The sequence below is a fragment of the Methylophilus sp. DMC18 genome, from assembly GCF_056314005.1.
Map to the genome: position 1 here is coordinate 318377 of NZ_JBQUZE010000003.1, position 14824 is coordinate 333200.

Consider the following 14824-nt stretch of genomic DNA (forward strand, 5'->3'; position numbering starts at 1 on the left):
GGCACAGCGGGCAGGGCAGCGTCGTTGTCAGCCACTGCGACAACCAGTGAGTGGTGTTGATTTGTTTAAATTTTAAGCTGTTGTAAAATTTTTTCACGTATGATTTTAAACAACATATAATTCGGCCAAATTATTCATCTACTTTTTAATGCGTGGGACTTATGGAACAACACACCTCTGCTACTGCTTGTGGCACCGAAATGCAAACCTCCGTCATTAATCTGGATGGCTTGAAGCCTGCGGCTTCCTGTCATCCAACGGTTGAGCGCTGGCGCGTTGCAGATATCATGGCACTGTTTGAGTTGCCGTTCAATGATTTGCTGCACAGAGCGCACACTGTGCATAGGGAGCATTTTGATCCAAACGCCGTGCAGGTCAGCACACTGCTGTCGATTAAAACGGGCGGCTGTTCCGAAGACTGCGGCTATTGCCCGCAAGCTGCGCGTTATCATACCGAGGTTGAAAACGAGCCCTTGATGCAGTTGGACGAGGTGCTAGCCGCAGCCAAAGCGGCCAAAGAAAGCGGTGCCAGCCGTTTCTGTATGGGGGCCGCCTGGCGCGGACCCAAACAGCGCGACCTGGAGCCTGTACTCAAAATGATCTCTGAAGTGAAGGCGATGGGACTGCAAACCTGTGCCACGCTGGGCATGCTCAAGGATGGGCAAGCCGAGCAACTGAAAGAGGCTGGGCTGGATTATTACAACCATAACCTGGATACCGCGCCCGAGTTCTATGGCGATGTGATTACCACGCGGACGTATCAGGACCGTCTGGATACCCTGGACCGCGTGCGCAGCATGAATATCAATGTGTGCAGCGGCGGCATTATTGGCATGGGTGAAACCCGTGCGCAGCGCGCGGGCCTGATTGCCCAGTTGGCCAATATGGAGCAACCGCCGGAAAGCGTGCCCATCAACTTGTTAACCCAAGTGGAAGGCACGCCTTTGCATGGCACCGACCCATTGGATCCGCTGGAGTTTGTGCGTACCATCGCCATCGCTCGCATCACCATGCCGACCAGCTTTGTCCGCTTGTCAGCGGGCCGCCAGAGCATGGGCGAAGCCGTGCAGACCTTGTGCTTCCATGCCGGGGCCAACAGTATTTTTTACGGTGAAAAATTACTGACGACCGGCAACCCTGAGGTTGAGTCTGACAATGCCCTGTTTGCCAAATTAGGCTTGAAGAAAATCTAAATGAGCAATCTGCTGGAGTCTTTACGGGCCGATCTGGAAAAACGGCAAACACTGGGCCTGATGCGTCAACGCCGCTTGCTGGATTCACCGCAGGCCGAGCATATCACCGCCAATGGCCAGCCGTTTTTGTCGTTTTGCAGCAATGATTATCTGGGCCTGGCCAACGATGCTGCGCTGGTGGCCGCTTTGCAACAAGCCGCTGCCGAAGCGGGCGTGGGCAGTGGCGCCTCCAATCTGATTACCGGTCATCACCGCTATCATGATCAGTTAGAGCAGGCGCTGGCGGCTTTTGTCGGGCAACCGGCAGCCTTGCTGTTTTCCACCGGCTACATGGCGAATATTGGCGTCGTCAGTGCGTTGATGGGGCGTGAAGATGCCGTGTTCTCGGACAAGCTGAATCACGCCTGTCTGAATGATGGCGCATTTTTGTCACGTGCCACACATCATCGCTTTCCGCACAATGACGTGGCCGCCTTGGAAAAATTATTGCAAGCCAGCACGGCCCGTCACAAGCTGGTTACCGCTGATGCGGTGTTCAGCATGGATGGCGATATTGCGCCGCTGGCTGAGTATCTTGCGCTCTGTGAACGCTATGATGCCTATTTGTATGTGGATGATGCGCACGGTTTTGGTGTGCTCGGTCCGCAAGGGCGTGGCTCGCTCAAGCACTTGGGGCTGCAGTCGCCACGCCTGATCATGATGGGCACACTAGGCAAAGCTGCGGGTGTGGCGGGTGCTTTTGTAGCTGGCCAACAAATCGTGATTGATTACCTGATTCAGCACGCCAACAGTTATATCTATACCACGCCTGCGCCACCACCGCTGTCCGCCGCCTTGCTGGCTTCAGTGAAAGAGATAGAGCAGGGCGATGCGCGCAGAAAGCAATTGTTTGACATGATTGCGCTGCTCAAGAGTGAGCTCTCACTCACCCGTTGGCACTTGCTGCCGTCAGAAACCGCTATCCAGCCACTGGTGGTGGGCGATAACCATGAGGCGCTGGCATTGAGCCAGTATTTGCAGGCGCGTGGCATTCTGGTGCCGGCAATCCGGCCCCCTACCGTGCCGGTCAACACTTCCCGCCTGCGGATTTCCCTGTCGGCTGCCCATCGTGAGTCCGACGTCAGGGCGCTGATTCAAGCCTTGCACGATGCCGAACGTGAGTTAGCTATCGGGGCGGTGGGATGAGTTGTTTTATCGAAATCATGGGGCAAGGCAAACCGCTGGTAATGCTCCATGGTTGGGGCATGAACAGTGCGGTATGGGAACGGGTCACGAAGCGGCTGTCCACCCATTTTCGACTGTTTCTGGTGGATTTGCCCGGCATGGGCCAGAGCCGTCCGGTTTATCCTTATCACTTGCATAGTCTGGCCGAAGCGGTGGCTGAGGAAATCCCCGGTGTGTCCACCATTTTAGGCTGGTCGCTGGGCGGCCTGGTTGCGCAGCAAATTGCCCTCAATCAACCCGACCGGGTAGAGAAGCTGATTCTGGTGGGGACCAACCCCTGTTTTGTGAGTAAACCAGACTGGTCACATGGCATTGCAGCCCGCCATTTTGAGCAGTTCAACGAGCGGTTTGCGCAAGACTTTAATGCCACCTTGCTCAATTTTCTGACCCTGCAATGCATGCATGCCAAAGATGCGCGCAGCACGGTACGCCAATTGCGTATTGCGTTTGGCGCCAAACCCACGCCTACCCAAGATAGCCTGAATCAGGCCCTGGATATCTTGATGCAGACGGATCTGCGCGAAGAGGTCGGGCGCTTGTTCCAGCCCGCGCTGATCATTCACGGGGATAGAGACACGCTGGCGCCGGTCTCGGCAGCGCACTGGCTGGCCATGCATTTGCAGCGTGCCCATTTGCGCGTGATCGCCGGGGCGGCACATGCGCCCTTTTTGTCACATGCGGAAGCTTTTTGCGAAGCGGTGGAAGCCTTTATGGCGGATGAGCCCGCTGTGCGCGCCGGGGAGCATTAAATGCAGGATGTTTATCAGATCGACAAGACGCGCATGCGCCAGTCGTTTCACAGTGCGGCCAAACAGTATGATGCCGCCGCCATTTTGCAGCGCCAGGTACGTGAGGAAATGTTGAGCCGTCTGGACGTGGTCAAGCTGGCGCCTGCGGTGATTCTGGATGCAGGTTGCGGCACCGGTCATGGCTTGCATGCCTTGCTCAAACACTTTAAGCAGGCAAGAGGCGTGGCGCTGGATATTGCCGAAGGTATGCTGGCCCGCACGAAAACGCTGTTTCCCTGGTATCGCTTCTGGCAGGCCAAACCACAAATGGTGTGTGCCGACATTGAAGCCATGCCGTTGGCGACCGCCAGTGTTGATATGGTGTGGTCCAACCTGGCCGTGCAGTGGTGTAACGATATGGACACCGTATTGCAAGAATTCAGGCGTGTGCTGAAACCCAACGGGCTGCTCATGTTTGCCACCTTGGGCCCGGATACGCTGAAAGAACTGCGTGCAGCCTCTGGTCAAGGACACACCCATGTCAGCCGTTTTATTGACATGCATGATATCGGCGATGCACTGACGCGGGCTGGCTTTAGCGCGCCGGTGCTGGATGTGATGCATTACACCCTGACCTACGATACGGTGGAATCTGTGATGCGCGACCTCAAAGCGATTGGCGCACATAATGCGACGGCGGGGCGTGCCAAGGGCTTGAGTGGCAAGGGCTTTTTGCAGCAATTGCGTCAGGGCTATGAGGCTTTTCGCCACCAGGGTAAATTGCCCGCCACCTATGAAGTGGTGTTTGTACATGCCTGGACCGGGAGCCAGCCCTACACGGCACCCGGGACCAGTCCGGTGCAATTTATGTCGCGCAAACCCGCCACGCAGGGGGCATGATGCAGCCGTTGCCCTCACGTTTTTTTGTCACTGGCACCGATACCGGTGTCGGTAAAACCACAGTCACCGTTTGTTTAATGCAGCAGTTGATTGCGCAAGGCAAGACGGTGATCGGCATGAAGCCGGTGGCTTCAGGTTGCGAGTGGCTGGATGGCCGCTGGCAAAATGAAGATGTGCGTTTACTGACTGCAGCCTCCAACGTGACAGCACCTGCTGAACTGATTAATCCCTACCGCTTTACACCGGCCATTGCGCCCCATATCGCCGCTGCGCAAGCCGGCGTGGAGATTCAGCTTGAGGTCATTCAAGCCGCCTATGCACAACTGACCACGCTGGCCGATGTGGTGATTGTGGAAGGCGCAGGGGGCTTGCTGGTGCCTTTAAACCAGACGCACAGCATGGCCGATTTGATTCAGGCCCTGCAATTGCCTGCGCTGATGGTGGTCGGCATGCGCCTGGGCTGTATCAACCATGCGCTGCTGACGGCAGAGGGGCTCAAGTCGCGGCAGATAGCGTGTTGTGGCTGGGTCGCGAACAGGATTGATCCGCAGATGTCTATGCCAGAAGAAAACCTGCAAACCTTAATCGATAGCTTGCAACAGCCGCCCTTGTTGCAGGTGCCTTTTCAGGAGTCCCTCGCCTAGATGCACGCTTCACCCACCCCTCGCATTGAGCTGCGCGCACCTGTGCCGCCGATGACGCGCACCTTGATTGCGCTCAATGTGCTGGTGTTCGTGCTCATGCTGTTTGGTGGCGCCGGGTTTTGGCACTCGCCCAATACAGTACAGCTGACCTGGGGCGCCAATTTTGCCCCAGCCACGGCCGATGGTCAGTGGTGGCGCTTGGGCAGCGCCATGTTTTTACACTTTGGCGCCGTGCATCTGGGCATGAATATGCTGGCCTTGTGGGATGGCGGCAAGCTGGTCGAACGCATGTTCGGCTCTGCACGCTTTTTCTTGATTTACCTGGTTAGCGGTATAGGCGGTAATCTGTTGTCGCTGGTGGTTCAGGGCAATCAGGCGGTGTCAGGCGGCGCCTCCGGGGCGATTTTTGGCATCTATGGCGCGTTGCTGGTCTATCTCTGGGTTGCCAGACACCAGATGCAGCAAGTTGAGTTTCGCTGGTTGTTCTGGGGAGGCATGCTCTTTTCAGCGTTGACCATAGGCATGGGCTACGTGATCCCCGGTATTGATAACTCTGCGCATATTGGCGGGTTTTTGACCGGCGGCGTGCTGGGCTTGCTCATGTTGCCCGCTTTTTTACGTGGCTCGCCCGCTATCACTATATCGCAAGCCTTGGCAGGGCTGGCCTGGGCGCTGGTCGTGCTGGGTTTGCTGACGCATTTGCCGGCACCCAAATATCGCTGGCGGCAAGAGGTGGCGATTCAAAAGCAATTGCAAAAACTCAACCAGGTTGACCAGCAGGCTCAGCACAAATGGCAGCAGATCATGCTTGAAGGGCGAGAGGGCAGTGTCAGTTTTGATGAAATGGCGGCGCAGATTGACGCACAGGTCGCCACGCCTTATGAAGAGAGCTTTGAAAAACTGTCCCGCTTGTCTGAGGACCCCAAGCTGCCTTCTGCGGCCTTGCTTGAGCAGGCCAAAGCCTATGCCTTGAAACGCAGTGAAGCCAGCAAGGCGGCGGCGGACCAGCTGCGGCATCTGCCGTTTAAGGCCGGCCGACCCGCTGCGCCTTAATCGGTTAAAGTGGGCGGCGGCTTGAAGCAGCCTCAATGATGCGGGCTTCAGGCGCTGAGACCTGTTTGGCGGCCAGTTGGGCGACGTATGCGCGGGCCTGTTGGCCCCAGCGTTGTTGCGGCAAGCTGGTGAGCATGGTCTGCAAAGTGCGGTTCATCACGGCCTGATCAAACGGTTCAGGCAATACTTCTCCTGCCCCGGCAGCGGCAACATAGCTCGCATAGCCGCACACACTGGTCACCAATTGCGGCAAACCGGCCGTCATCGCTTCAATGATGACGATGCCGGCCAGTTCTGAGCGCGCGGCGTGTATGAGCACATCGCAGCCTAGCATGAGCGCCGGGATATCCGGGCGGCCCCCAGCTTCAATACAACGGTCGGCGACACCACGCTCAGCAGCATAGGCCTGCATATTGCTGCTGGATTCAAACTCTCCGACGGCGATTAGCCAGCAACGTTGCTTGAGTGTCTCTGGCAGGCTGCTCAAGGCGTTGATTGCACGGTCCACGCCTTTGCGCAAAAAAGCCGAACCGACGGTGAGCAAGACGATGGCGTCTTCTGGTAACGCAAATGCCTGGCGCACATAGGCGCGGTCATCCTGGGCGGCTAAGTCAGCAAATCGCTGCAGCGGGATATTGGGCGGGATCAGGTGAAAGCGTGCCTGGTCGGTACCATACCAACGCTGAAAAATCGCCTGGTCATGCTGGTTAAGCAGCAAAATCTGTGTGCCTGCCTGGGGGCCAAACACGGCCTGCTCCATGGCAGAAAAAAAGCGGTAACGGCCAGACAATTTTTTATACCAGGGTTCGCGTGACATGCGTTCGGCATAGCAGGGATCGGCGGCGAAATAGACATCCAGCCCCGGCATGCGGTTAAAGCCGACAATACGGTCAAACTTGCCTTGCGCAATCCCTTGCTGCATCTGGCGGATCAGCGAGGTGTGTCGGTGATGATTGAGCCAACCGCGGGCCTTGAGCAAGCGGATGTGTATGCCTGATGGTTGTTCGCCACGCCATTCGCCGGTAAAAATGGTGACTTCGTGTCCCAATGCCACACAGTCGCGGGCAATACGCAGCATGTCACGCTGCACACCGCCGTAGGGAAAGTATTTGAATATGAGAAACGCAAACTTCATGCGCTGGCATTGTATGCGAAAATAGCGGCCATGAAACGCATCTTGATCGTCAAAACCACCTCCATGGGGGATGTCATCCACGCTTTGCCGGTGGTGGAGGATCTCTTGCAGCATCATCCCGATGCGCAGATTGACTGGCTGGTAGAAGAAAGTTTTGCAGATATTCCAAGATTGCATCCGCAGGTAAAGCAAGTGTTTACCGTCGCGGTGCGCCGCTGGCGCAAGCAGTGGTGGCGTTGGCAGACCTGGCGTGAAATTTCGTCAGTCAAACAGGCTGTCGCGGCTCAACCTTATGATGCCGTGCTGGATTTGCAAGGTCTGCTCAAAAGTGCGGTGATGGCCACCTGGGCACGCGGTCCGCGCCACGGCTATGATCGGCATTCCATTCGTGAGCCCCTGGCCAGCCGCTTTTATCAGCACACCTATGCGATTCCCTACCGGCAGCATGCTGTGATTCGGATGCGCACCCTGGCGGCCAGCGCACTTCATTATGCGATGCCATTGGAAAAACCCAATTACGGACTGTCTGCGCAATGTCCAGATGCTCATAGCATGGCATTTCTCGCTCTCCATGCTACCAGCCGCGATAGCAAACTATGGCCAGAAACTCATTGGGTTGCCTTGGGGCAGTATTATGCGCGGCAAGGATTGCAAATGTGGCTGCCTTGGGGCAACGACATGGAGCATCAACGTGCATTACGCATTGCAGGGCAAGTGCCAGATGCGCTGGTACTGCCCCAAATGGATCTGCAAACACTCGCTCGTCGCATGGTTCATGTGCGGTTCGCTGTTGGTGTTGATACCGGGCTTTCTCACCTGGCCGCGGCATTAAATGTGCCTGTTGTGGCCCTGTATACGGATACTGAGCCAGCTTACACGGGAGTGGCAGCAGGGCGAGTTTCACCTGCGATGAATCTCGGTGGGGCTGGGTTAATGCCGTTAGTGAACGATGTGATAGCCATGCTGGCTCCAATTGCGTGATTCGTGCCGGACGCATTATCAACACCGATGGCCGGGCTATCAACAGCCGCTGGTGACTAAGCTGACGGACATCAATGGTGGCTGGCCATCTGGGCTCAATTGATAAATCACTTTGCAATTTTGTGGGTCTGTTGCACCATCTTTGGTATATACAGTCTGGAAAGAACCGCCTTGATGCTGTGTGTAACTGAAGCCCGTGATATCCATTAAATCTCTAAGACTACCGACACCATCGTCTACAAAAAAACGACCCCATCCCGTCGGATATCCATAATGAAAATAAATCGTCTTGCCTTCTATCACCGTGGTCGGAAATTGCCCACCATCTGCGTTCATATTGCATTCAGGATCCAAAAAACACATGCTTCTACCCATTGTAGCCGCCTGTATAATTGTGCCCTTAAAAGCATATAAAGTCGAAATTCGGGCACTGCTTGCAACATTCGCAAAGCGTGGAAGCGCAGATGCAGCAAGAATACCCAAAATGGCAATGGTGCAAACAAGCTCGACCAGAGTAAATCCTCGATGTTTAAATATCGATGACATGGTGGCAGCATCTCATATCAAATACACCTTTGATTCTATCTTGGAAGCCGCCAAACAATCAGCCAAGAAGATGCAAGATATATTGCTACTTCTTTGCTTGAGTCTGATCTCGATTTTTCTTTTGGGCAAGGATGACGTTTCAAGCACATCAACCCAAGATAGCGCCCTAAATTTTATCTGATGGCCCTTGAAATCTCTGCGACTGCTCCCCATTTGCAAAAAATACCGTAATAAATCTTAGGGGAGCAATATGCAAGAAGAAAATAACGCATCAGCGGCTGAGCCAATCAACAGCCAGCCTGATGGCCAAACCACACCAGATCTCACGAACGATACTCAAGATGCCCGCATTGCCGAACTCGAATCAGCGCTGGAAGAAGCCAAGGCGCAGGTGCTGTATGTGAAAGCCGAAGGCGAGAATATTCGTCGCCGCGCTGCTGACGATATTGATAAGGCGCGTAAATTTGCGCTCGAAAAATTCAGTGGTGAGTTGCTGGCAGTGAAGGACAGCCTGGATGCCGCGTTGGCGGTAGAGAACGCCGATGTGGATAGCTACAAAAATGGCGTAGAACTGACTGCAAAACAACTATTGAGCGTATTTGAGAAATTCAATATTGCTGAAATCAACCCGGTGGGTGAGAAGTTTGACCCGAACAAGCATCAAGCCATCAGCATGGTGCCAGCAGAGGGTGAGCCCAATACGGTATTAAGCGTCTTGCAAAAAGGCTACAGCCTGAATGAGCGCGTGTTGCGTCCAGCGCTGGTGACCGTGATTCAGGCAAAATAATCCATATTGTGAACAGGGACTTGAAATCTGTAGAGATGTCCCAATGTTCAGTGCATCAGAGATTGAGATTAACCAAATTTAAAGGATAAGGATAACGACTATGGCAAAGATTATCGGGATTGACTTGGGGACCACCAACTCCTGCGTGGCAGTGATGGAAGGCGGGAAACCTCGTGTGATTGAAAACGCTGAAGGTGCGCGTACCACACCTTCTATCATCGCTTATCAGGAAGATGGCGAGATTCTGGTCGGTGCCCCTGCTAAACGTCAGGCCGTGACCAACCCGAAAAACACCCTGTTTGCGGTGAAGCGTCTGATTGGCCGTCGCTTTGACGAAAAAGAAGTGCAAAAAGACATCGACCTCATGCCTTACACCATTGCCAAAGCCGACAATGGTGACGCTTGGGTCGAAGTACGCGGCAAAAAACAGGCGCCGCCACAAATCTCCGCAGAAGTGCTGCGCAAGATGAAGAAAACTGCTGAAGACTATTTGGGCGAAGAAGTGACCGAGGCCGTGATTACCGTGCCTGCTTACTTTAACGACAGTCAGCGTCAGGCCACCAAAGATGCAGGCCGTATTGCCGGTCTGGAAGTGAAACGGATTATCAACGAGCCAACCGCTGCCGCATTGGCGTTTGGTTTGGACAAACAGGAAGGCGACCGCAAGATCGCGGTGTATGACCTGGGTGGTGGTACGTTCGATATTTCGATTATCGAAATTACTGAGATTGATGGCGAGCATCAGTTTGAGGTGTTGTCTACCAACGGTGACACGTTCCTCGGTGGTGAAGACTTTGATAACCGTATCATCGACTTCCTGGCAGATGAGTTCAAGAAAGAGAACGGCCTGGACCTGCGCAACGACTTGCTGGCTAAACAGCGTCTGAAAGAGGCCGCTGAAAAAGCCAAGATCGAGTTGTCTGGCGCACAACAGACAGAGGTCAACCTGCCTTACATTACGGCAGATGCGACCGGTCCTAAGCACTTGGTGGTGAAAATCACCCGCGCCAAACTGGAATCCCTGGTGGAAGACCTGATCGAGCGCACCATGGCGCCTTGCAAAATGGCATTGAAAGACGCAGGCGTGTCGCCTTCTGACATCTCTGACGTGATTTTGGTCGGTGGTCAGAGCCGTATGCCTAAAGTGCAAGAAAAAGTGAAAGAGATTTTTGGCAAGGAGCCACGTAAAGACGTGAACCCGGATGAAGCTGTGGCGGTAGGTGCTGCGATTCAGGGCGGGGTGTTGAAAGGCGATGTCAAAGACGTATTGCTGCTGGATGTGACCCCATTGTCACTGGGCATCGAAACCCTGGGCAGCGTAATGACCAAGCTGATCAAGAAAAACACCACGATCCCGACTAAGGCTTCGCAAGTGTTCTCGACTGCTGAAGACAACCAGAATGCCGTGACCATTCACGTGCTGCAAGGTGAGCGTGAAATGGCCTCGGGTAACAAGAGCTTGGGTCAGTTCAACTTGAGCGATATTCCTCCCGCACCGCGTGGCATGCCACAGATTGAAGTGACTTTTGATATCGATGCCAACGGTATTCTGCATGTGTCTGCCAAAGACAAAGCAACCGGCAAAGAAAACAAAATCACCATCAAGGCGAACTCCGGCTTGTCTGAAGAAGAAATTCAGCGCATGGAAGAAGATGCGGCCAAATATGCAGACGAAGACAAGAAACTGCGTGAACTGGTCGATGCCCGTAACCAGGCTGACAGTGTATTGCACAGCGTGAAAAAATCGCTGGGTGAGCATGGCGACAAGATGGAGGCAGATGAAAAGGTCAAGATCGAAGACGCAATCAAGGCGCTGGAAGACGTCGCTAAAGGCGATGACAAAGCCGACATTGAAGCCAAAACCAACGCATTGATGGAAGCTTCGCAAAAACTGGGCGAGAAGGTATACGCTGAGCAACAGGCTCAAGCCAATACCGAGAGCGCACAGCCCCAAGGTGAAAAAACCGTGGAAGGCGATGTGGTCGATGCCGAGTTCGAAGAAGTGAAAAAGGACTAATTCGACACGGCAGGCGAATAGTCGTTAGTCCTCTTGCAGGCTAACGACTTTCGCATTTCTAGACGCTGTTAACTGGACATGAAAAAGGCAAGCAATGGCAGCTGCAAAAAAAGACTATTATGAAGTGCTCGGTGTGAACCGCGACGCCAGCGATGAGGAAATTAAAAAAGCCTTTAAAAAGCTGGCGATGAAGTTTCACCCGGACCGTAACCCGGATAACCCTAAAGCCGAAGAGAGCTTTAAGGAAGCAAAAGAAGCCTATGAAGTGCTCAGCGATGAGCAAAAACGCGCCGCTTACGACCAATATGGTCACGCCGGGGTAGACCCGAGCATGGGCGGCGGCGCTGGCTTTGGCGGCTTCGGTGGCGGTGGATTCAGTGATGCTTTTGGCGATATTTTCGGCGATATTTTTGGTGGTGGACGCAATCAGCGTTCCAACGTCTACCGTGGTGCAGACTTGCGGTATAACCTCGAAATTTCGCTTGAAGAGGCGGCGCGCGGCACCGAAACCAAAATCCGTATTCCGGTGCAAGCCACCTGTGAAACCTGTCATGGCTCTGGCGCACGGCCTGGTACCTCTCCTGTCACTTGTACCACTTGTAACGGACATGGTCAGGTGCGCATGCAGCAGGGCTTTTTCTCTGTGCAGCAGACCTGTCCCAAGTGTCACGGCACCGGCAAGATGGTGAAAGACCCTTGCCCAACTTGCCATGGCAATGGACGCGTCAAACAGAACAAGACACTGAACGTGAAAATTCCGGCCGGTGTGGATGAAGGCGACCGTATTCGTTTAAGCGGTGAAGGGGAGGCTGGCGTCAACGGGGGGCCAACCGGTGATTTGTATGTGGTGGTCCACCTTAAGGAACATCCGATCTTCCAGCGCGATGGCGCAAACCTGCATTGCGAGATGCCGATCAGCTTCAGTACCGCTGCGCTGGGCGGCGAAATCGAAGTGCCGACCCTGGATGGCGCTGCCAAAATGAAGATTCCGGCAGAAACACAGACCGGCAGCGTGTTCCGTTTGCGTGGCAAGGGCATCAAGCCTTTGCGCTCTAGCGAGCATGGCGATCTCATGGTGCATGTGGTGGTTGAAACACCGGTGCGCCTGACCGAGAAGCAAAAAGAGTTGTTGCGCGAGTTTGAGAACAGCACCCAGGCGGATGCTGGCAAACATAGCCCGAAGAACAAAAGTTGGGTCGATAAAGCACGCGATTTTTTCAGCTAATTCTTGTCTTTGATCAAAGCCGTTAGTCTGGCGAGCCGCCTTCTGTTAGACTAACGGTGATTCCATTTTTGACTGTTTTATTTAAAACAGTTTTTCAAGCGATTCTTGCAAGTTGTTGTTTTTATTAAAGTTACAATTTAATAACAATTGAATTTTCAGTTTTACAATTCAGTTACAGCTTGGTCAAATTACTGCAATAACTCCTCCCTATACTGAACACATCTTTAAACGAAACACAAAATGTTTTGTTTGATGGCTAGGTTTAGTTGATTTTCAACGACTAGCATTGATTTCCTCCTGATCCAAACCCCCTTTTAACCCGCTTTTGCGGGTTTCTTTTTTTGTACTGTTTGCTTTGTGCGCCCGGCTTTGTTGCTTGCACAGGCGGTGCGGGGTGGTCTCTACTGGCAACATCGTTTATGATAGTGCGCATCTAGGTCTGAAATATCCAGGTCTGAAATGATTTCCTCAAGCGCGACTTTGCATTCATACCCTCATGTTAAAAATTGCCATTCTTAATCAGAAAGCCGGAGTTGGGGCGACGACGACTGCGCTAAATCTGGCCGCCGCCTACCAGCGCAAACAACGTCCAGCGTTGTTGCTGGATATGGATCCGCAGGCAAGATTGACGGAGATCTATAAGCACACAGGGTTGAATGTTCAGTCCAGCCTGCTCGATTTTTATGAGCGTGGCACCGCTGTCGCCAATCTGGTTCAACCGTTACGTAATGGTTTGCAAGTGATTACGGCCAATCATGCATTGAGCAAGCTCGATTCGCAATTTGGCCGTGGACCGGCGACCCTGGGTAAGTTGAATGCGGGCTTGGACACCCTGGCACAACAGCAGCCGGCGTTAACGGTGGTGATGGATTGCTGCCCTTACATGGGGGTGATTTCATTAAGTGCCGTGTTTGCCAGTGACCTGGTCGTAGTCCCTGTGACCACGGATTATTTATCGATTCATTCTGCGGTCAGGATGGACAAGGCGCTCAATGCCTTGCAGCCCGTGCTCAAGCGCAAGATCGCGCGCCGCTACCTGCTCACGCGTGCGGAGTCACGCAAGAGCATGACCACTGAGGTGGAGCAGGAAATGCGCCGCCTGTTTGGTCAGGAGCTGCTCATGACCAAAATTGGTGAGCATGCTGCCTTGAGCGAAAGTCTGCGCATGGGTCAGCATGTGTTTGAGTATGACGCACAAAGTGCCGCCGCCCATGACTATCTGGCGCTTTACTTCGAGCTACAGGATGTGTTCAGGCAATTGAACCGGCAACCGCTGCTGACGCTTGCCTGAGTGCCATTAAGCTTCACGGCGGCTGCTTAACCACTGCCGCCGCCAGAAAACTAGCAGCATGGCCAAGGCAATGCCCAGCATCATCAACATCGCCCACCAAAAGCCGTTTGGCTCCTTGAGCCATGGCATTTCATTGAAGTTCATGCCAAAAATCCCCGCAATCAGTGTCGCTGGCATAAACAGCATGGCGACCACGGTCAATGCCCGTACTTCCAGGTTGACGCGCTGACTCAGGCTGGTCATGTAAATATCCATGAGTCCACTCAAGGTGTCACGGATCGCTTCCAGCGACTCGGTGAAATGCACGGTGTGATCATACAGGTCGCGCAGGTAAGGTACAGTTTGCGGACTAAAGAATCCGTGTTCATTGCGGATCAGGCTATTGAGTACTTCGCGCAAGGGCCATACCGCCCGTCTGAGTTGAATGGACACATGTTTGAGGCGGTGGATATTCTGCAGGTCTTCCGGCGTGGGCTGGTTAAGCAAATGTGCTTCGAGTTGTTCGGCATCCTCATTGATGGCCTCCAGCACCTGAAAGTAACGTTCCATCAGGCTATCTAGCAGGGTATAGCACAAGTAGTCCGGGCCACTTTGACGCAGCAAGGCCTGGCCCTGGCGCAAGCGCTCGCGCACGGGCTCAAAACTGCCAGAGGGCCTTTCCTGAAAAGTCAGTAGCCACTCACGACCCAAGGCCATGCTGATTTGCTCGGAGCTCACACTCATGCTTTCAGCATCATAGTAAAACAGGCGCGTTTCCAGAAACAGGTAGTCGGGGTAGGTATCCAGTTTGGGACGCTGTTCGGTGTTTAAAATATCGTCCAGTACCAACGGATGCAGCTTGAAACGACGGGCGACCGCTTGTAACAGGGGAATATCCAGTACGCCGTGCACATTAATCCAGGCCACATGCCCGCCAGGCGCTTGCCAATCAGTGATCTCCTGCATGGTCAGTTGCTGCGCGACTAGCGCTTGCGCGTTGTAGCAAATTTTGTGAATGCAGGCGGCGGTTGACTCTGTTTGCGTGTTCGTGTCGATGCCGGTTTGCGGCTTGCCTAACAGGCGATGTTTGCGGTGCGGGTGCTTGCGTTTAGCCATCATGG

The 14824-nt window shown here is 53.9% G+C and carries 14 protein-coding genes; 11 read left to right on the plus strand and 3 right to left on the minus strand.

Translation table 11 applies throughout. The features are described from left to right. Positions 1 to 161 precede the first annotated feature (161 nt). From bioB to ACT53G_RS08550, 6 genes are read left to right on the plus strand one after another with little or no spacing between them, the layout of a single operon-like run. Positions 162 to 1193, plus strand: coding sequence for a biotin synthase BioB (bioB, locus tag ACT53G_RS08525; RefSeq protein WP_409934468.1), 1032 nt, complete (start codon positions 162 to 164; stop codon positions 1191 to 1193). Then, positions 1194 to 2378: an 8-amino-7-oxononanoate synthase gene (gene bioF / locus ACT53G_RS08530; RefSeq protein WP_476169160.1), complete on the plus strand. Its 1185-nt coding sequence runs from the start codon at positions 1194 to 1196 to the stop codon at positions 2376 to 2378. Next, positions 2375 to 3166, plus strand: a complete 792-nt coding sequence (gene bioH, locus ACT53G_RS08535; RefSeq protein WP_194748665.1) for a pimeloyl-ACP methyl ester esterase BioH — start codon at positions 2375 to 2377, stop codon at positions 3164 to 3166. The genes bioF and bioH overlap by 4 nt, the downstream gene beginning before the upstream one ends. After that, entirely contained in the window at positions 3167 to 4045 is an 879-nt protein-coding gene (gene bioC, locus ACT53G_RS08540) for a malonyl-ACP O-methyltransferase BioC (protein WP_476169161.1), read from the plus strand. Then, on the plus strand, positions 4045 to 4689 hold the full coding sequence (bioD, locus tag ACT53G_RS08545; protein ID WP_476169315.1) for a dethiobiotin synthase: 645 nt from the start codon (positions 4045 to 4047) through the stop codon (positions 4687 to 4689). Before bioC ends, bioD begins: the two co-directional genes overlap by 1 nt. Beyond that, the gene (locus tag ACT53G_RS08550) at positions 4690 to 5742 is read left to right on the plus strand and encodes a rhomboid family intramembrane serine protease (protein WP_476169162.1); all 1053 of its coding nucleotides are present in this window, start codon (positions 4690 to 4692) and stop codon (positions 5740 to 5742) included. Between the two features lie 4 nt (positions 5743 to 5746). On the opposite strand, the gene ACT53G_RS08555 is transcribed toward ACT53G_RS08550, so the two are convergent. Next, positions 5747 to 6877: a glycosyltransferase family 4 protein gene (locus tag ACT53G_RS08555; RefSeq protein WP_476144390.1), complete on the minus strand. Its 1131-nt coding sequence runs from the start codon at positions 6875 to 6877 to the stop codon at positions 5747 to 5749. A gap of 30 nt (positions 6878 to 6907) precedes the next feature. Here ACT53G_RS08555 and waaC point away from each other — a divergent pair, with 30 nt between their 5' ends. Then, positions 6908 to 7858, plus strand: coding sequence for a lipopolysaccharide heptosyltransferase I (gene waaC / locus ACT53G_RS08560; RefSeq protein ID WP_476169163.1), 951 nt, complete (start codon positions 6908 to 6910; stop codon positions 7856 to 7858). A 39-nt stretch (positions 7859 to 7897) separates the two neighbouring features. Here waaC and ACT53G_RS08565 read toward each other — a convergent pair whose 3' ends face one another. Further along, positions 7898 to 8404 carry a type II secretion system protein gene (locus ACT53G_RS08565; RefSeq protein WP_194748661.1) on the minus strand — a complete coding sequence of 169 codons (507 nt, stop codon included), beginning with the start codon at positions 8402 to 8404 and terminating at the stop codon, positions 7898 to 7900. A gap of 250 nt (positions 8405 to 8654) precedes the next feature. Here ACT53G_RS08565 and grpE point away from each other — a divergent pair, with 250 nt between their 5' ends. From grpE to ACT53G_RS08585, 4 genes are all read left to right on the plus strand, one after another. Next, on the plus strand, positions 8655 to 9191 hold the full coding sequence (grpE, locus tag ACT53G_RS08570; RefSeq protein WP_275356311.1) for a nucleotide exchange factor GrpE: 537 nt from the start codon (positions 8655 to 8657) through the stop codon (positions 9189 to 9191). Positions 9192 to 9291: 100 nt separating this feature from the next. Continuing rightward, positions 9292 to 11208, plus strand: coding sequence for a molecular chaperone DnaK (gene dnaK / locus ACT53G_RS08575; RefSeq protein ID WP_476169164.1), 1917 nt, complete (start codon positions 9292 to 9294; stop codon positions 11206 to 11208). Between the two features lie 94 nt (positions 11209 to 11302). Next, positions 11303 to 12433: a molecular chaperone DnaJ gene (gene dnaJ, locus ACT53G_RS08580; RefSeq protein WP_194748658.1), complete on the plus strand. Its 1131-nt coding sequence runs from the start codon at positions 11303 to 11305 to the stop codon at positions 12431 to 12433. A gap of 496 nt (positions 12434 to 12929) precedes the next feature. Continuing rightward, the gene (locus tag ACT53G_RS08585) at positions 12930 to 13724 is read left to right on the plus strand and encodes a ParA family protein (RefSeq protein ID WP_476169165.1); all 795 of its coding nucleotides are present in this window, start codon (positions 12930 to 12932) and stop codon (positions 13722 to 13724) included. Between the two features lie 6 nt (positions 13725 to 13730). Here the strand turns inward: ACT53G_RS08585 and corA are convergent, their stop codons facing one another. Then, a complete protein-coding gene (gene corA, locus ACT53G_RS08590) occupies positions 13731 to 14819 on the minus strand; it encodes a magnesium/cobalt transporter CorA (RefSeq protein ID WP_338657605.1) in 1089 nt (362 codons plus the stop codon). Between the last annotated feature and the right edge of the window lie 5 nt (positions 14820 to 14824).

Bases quoted from the DNA above. Each gene is read 5' to 3' on its own strand.
- bioB (WP_409934468.1), top strand. From the start codon at position 162: ATGGAACAACACACCTCTGCTACTGCTTGTGGCACCGAAATGCAAACC.
- bioF (WP_476169160.1), top strand. From the start codon at position 1,194: ATGAGCAATCTGCTGGAGTCTTTACGGGCCGATCTGGAAAAACGGCAA.
- bioH (WP_194748665.1), top strand. From the start codon at position 2,375: ATGAGTTGTTTTATCGAAATCATGGGGCAAGGCAAACCGCTGGTAATG.
- bioC (WP_476169161.1), top strand. From the start codon at position 3,167: ATGCAGGATGTTTATCAGATCGACAAGACGCGCATGCGCCAGTCGTTT.
- bioD (WP_476169315.1), top strand. From the start codon at position 4,045: ATGCAGCCGTTGCCCTCACGTTTTTTTGTCACTGGCACCGATACCGGT.
- ACT53G_RS08550 (WP_476169162.1), top strand. From the start codon at position 4,690: ATGCACGCTTCACCCACCCCTCGCATTGAGCTGCGCGCACCTGTGCCG.
- ACT53G_RS08555 (WP_476144390.1), bottom strand. From the start codon at position 6,877: ATGAAGTTTGCGTTTCTCATATTCAAATACTTTCCCTACGGCGGTGTG.
- waaC (WP_476169163.1), top strand. From the start codon at position 6,908: ATGAAACGCATCTTGATCGTCAAAACCACCTCCATGGGGGATGTCATC.
- ACT53G_RS08565 (WP_194748661.1), bottom strand. From the start codon at position 8,404: ATGTCATCGATATTTAAACATCGAGGATTTACTCTGGTCGAGCTTGTT.
- grpE (WP_275356311.1), top strand. From the start codon at position 8,655: ATGCAAGAAGAAAATAACGCATCAGCGGCTGAGCCAATCAACAGCCAG.
- dnaK (WP_476169164.1), top strand. From the start codon at position 9,292: ATGGCAAAGATTATCGGGATTGACTTGGGGACCACCAACTCCTGCGTG.
- dnaJ (WP_194748658.1), top strand. From the start codon at position 11,303: ATGGCAGCTGCAAAAAAAGACTATTATGAAGTGCTCGGTGTGAACCGC.
- ACT53G_RS08585 (WP_476169165.1), top strand. From the start codon at position 12,930: ATGTTAAAAATTGCCATTCTTAATCAGAAAGCCGGAGTTGGGGCGACG.
- corA (WP_338657605.1), bottom strand. From the start codon at position 14,819: ATGGCTAAACGCAAGCACCCGCACCGCAAACATCGCCTGTTAGGCAAG.